Source organism: Rhodopseudomonas sp. BR0M22 (assembly GCF_010907035.1).
GTDB lineage: Bacteria > Pseudomonadota > Alphaproteobacteria > Rhizobiales > Xanthobacteraceae > Rhodopseudomonas.
Genome location: NZ_QUMK01000133.1, coordinates 1 through 2,731 on the forward strand (window position 1 = coordinate 1; position 2,731 = coordinate 2,731).

Consider the following 2,731-nt stretch of genomic DNA (forward strand, 5'->3'; position numbering starts at 1 on the left):
GGAAAACCCGGAAAGGTCGCGCTCATCGCAATCGCCCGAAAACTGCTCGTCACAGCCAACGCACTCGTCAAAGCCGACACGCCATATCAAGGTAAGACCCTTGACACATGAGACAGTCGCCGGGTTCGCTCACTTCGCGAGCGCCCCGGAATGACGAAGGGGCGGGCTTACGGCTTCGCCGGATGAATGAACGGCCACGGGCTGGCTTCGCTGTCGCGCGGCACGTCGATCGCGATCAGTTGCGGGCCGCCGGCGGCCAGGGCCTTTTCCAGCGCGGGGCGGAAATGATCGGGCGAGGTGACGCGCGCCGCGCCGACGCCGAACGACTCGGCGAGCTTGACGAAATCCGGATTGACCAGATCGGACGCTACCACGCGGCCCTCGAAGCCGTGCAACTGGTCGCGGCGGACGTTGCCGTAGGCGGAATTGTCGAACACCAGCGTCACCACGCCGATGTTGTATTGGACTGCGGTGGCGAGTTCCTGCACGCCGAACATGAAGCCGCCGTCGCCGGTGATCGCCACCACCGGCTTGTCCGGGCACGCGACCTTGGCGCCGAGCGCGGTCGGGAAGCCGGAGCCGAGCGTGCCCTGATAGCCGGAGGTGAGGAAGGTGCGCGGCTGATAAATCGGGAAGCCGTACCAGGACGCGAAGCCGACCTGCGACAGCTCGTCGGTGACGATGGCATCGTCCGGCAGCACATCGCGCAGGATCTTCAAATACGACATCTGCGGCTGGATCGCCTGGATCGCTTCGTTGGTCTTCGCGGTGGCGGCTCTGGTCTCGTCGCGGCGGCCTTTCGTCTTGGAATAGCCCGCCTTGCTCACCGCATCGGCAAGCGCGCGGGCACCGGCCTTGGAGTCCGACACGATCGCCGCGTCGGGCGCGAACCGCCGCATCTCGGCCGGATCGATGTCGATCCGCACCGACTTCAGCCCCTCGGGGCGGAACGGCCAGCGGAAGGTGGTCGGCAGCTCCATCCGGGTGCCGATGCCGATGATCAGGTCGGTCTGCGGCCACAGCTGATAGGCGGCCGCGAACGTCAGCCCGAGCTCGTGACGGTTGCTGACGATGCCACGCCCCGACCGGAACGCCACCACCGGCGCGTCGATCATCTCGGCGAGTTCGAGAATCTCGTTACCGGCCTCCAGCGCACCGGCGCCGACGAAGATCATCGGCCGCTTGCTCGCGGCGATCAGCTTCGCCGCAGCGGCGACGCGATCCGGATCAGGCGCGGGCGGTGCGATCAGATCGAGTTTCTGCGCGGCGCCGGTTTCGGTGGCTTGTGTGAATACGTCCCACGGCATCTCCAGCGCCACCGGGCCGCGCCGTCCGCTCATCATCTCCTGAAACGCACGCGCCACCAGCGCCGGGGCGTTGCCGGGATATTCGATCCGCTCGGCCCATTTGATGAAGCTGCGCAGCGTCGCGAGCTGGTCGGGCATCTCGTGCAGATGGCCGCGGCCCTTGCCGAGATACGCGCTCGGCACCTGGCCGGTGAGACACATCACCGGCTCGTTGCAGCCGAATGCGGTGAGCAGCGCCGCCGAGGCATTCAGCACGCCGGGGCCGGGCACCACGCTGAACACGCCGGGTCGGCCGGATGCTCGGGCGTAGCCGAACGCCATATAGCCGCAGGCCTGCTCGTGCCGCGCGCCGATCACCTTCAACTGCGCTTTGGCGAAGCCGTCGAACAGGCCATAGATCTGCGCGCCGGGCAGGCCGAACACGGTGTCGACGCCGTGCGCGACGAGGCCCTGCACGATCGCTTCGCCGCCGGTCATGATGCTCATCTGATAATCCGCTGCTTGCTGGAAAGAACTACTCGGCTTCGTCGACGACGCCGTTGCGCAAGGTGCCGATGCCGTCGGCCTCGACCTCGATGACGTCGCCGGGCTTCAGATACACCGGCGGCTCGGCGCGTGCGCCGGCGCCGGCCGGGGTGCCGGTGACGATCAGATCGCCCGGCACCAGCGTGGTGAAGGTCGAGATGTAGGCGATCAGATAGCGGAAGCTGAAAATCATCCGCGAGGTGCGGTCGTCCTGCCGCGTCTCGCCGTTGACGCGCGTCGTCAGCCGGATGTCGGCGATCTGCGACTCATCGGTGTAGGGCACCAGCCACGGTCCCAGGCTGCCGGTGTGATCGAAGTTCTTGCCTTGGGTCACGTTGAACTTGGCGTGGCGCACCCAGTCGCGGATCGTGCCCTCGTTGCACAGCGTGATCGCGGCGACATGGTTCAGGGCGTCGGCTTCCTTGATGTGGCGGCCGCCCTGGCCGATCACCAGCGTCAGTTCGCCCTCATAGTCGAGCAGCTTCGACGCCTTCGGCCGCACCAGCGGCGCGCTATGGCCAACGAAGGAGCGCGGCGTGCGCATGAACATCGACGGGAATTTCGGCGCCTCGCTGCCGTCCTTGTATTCGGCGTTTCGGTCCGGATAGTTGACCCCGACGCAGATGATCTTTTCCGGCTGTGGGATCGGCGGCTGAAACACCACCGCGTCGCGGGCAAAGTCCGGCGCAGTGTGATCGGCCTCGTCGACGATCCGCTGCAGGGCGCCGGCCGCGATCACCTCGCGCAGCGTCGGATAGTCGTTGGCATGGCGGGCCGACAGATCGACCACCCCATGATCGCACACCGCGCCGTAGCGGGTGAGGCCGTTGACAGTGAAGGTGGCGAGGCGAGGGGTGGGCATGGGCGTGTTCCGTTCCAGTGGCGCAGCGGCTTGAGTT

Annotated in this window: 2 protein-coding genes and 1 pseudogene; 1 reads left to right on the forward strand and 2 read right to left on the reverse strand. The window is 66.8% G+C overall.

What is annotated here, in order from left to right; all coding sequences use genetic code 11:
• A pseudogene (locus DY468_RS25045) lies at positions 1-111 on the forward strand (IS110 family transposase); the annotation flags it as partial.
• A gap of 56 nt (positions 112-167) precedes the next feature.
• Here DY468_RS25045 and DY468_RS24355 read toward each other — a convergent pair.
• Both DY468_RS24355 and DY468_RS24360 read right to left on the reverse strand, forming a co-directional pair.
• Positions 168-1,793 carry a thiamine pyrophosphate-dependent enzyme gene (locus tag DY468_RS24355; protein ID WP_164608163.1) on the reverse strand — a complete coding sequence of 542 codons (1,626 nt, stop codon included), beginning with the start codon at positions 1,791-1,793 and terminating at the stop codon, positions 168-170.
• A gap of 28 nt (positions 1,794-1,821) precedes the next feature.
• The gene (locus tag DY468_RS24360) at positions 1,822-2,694 is read right to left on the reverse strand and encodes a fumarylacetoacetate hydrolase family protein (RefSeq protein ID WP_164608165.1); all 873 of its coding nucleotides are present in this window, start codon (positions 2,692-2,694) and stop codon (positions 1,822-1,824) included.
• Between the last annotated feature and the right edge of the window lie 37 nt (positions 2,695-2,731).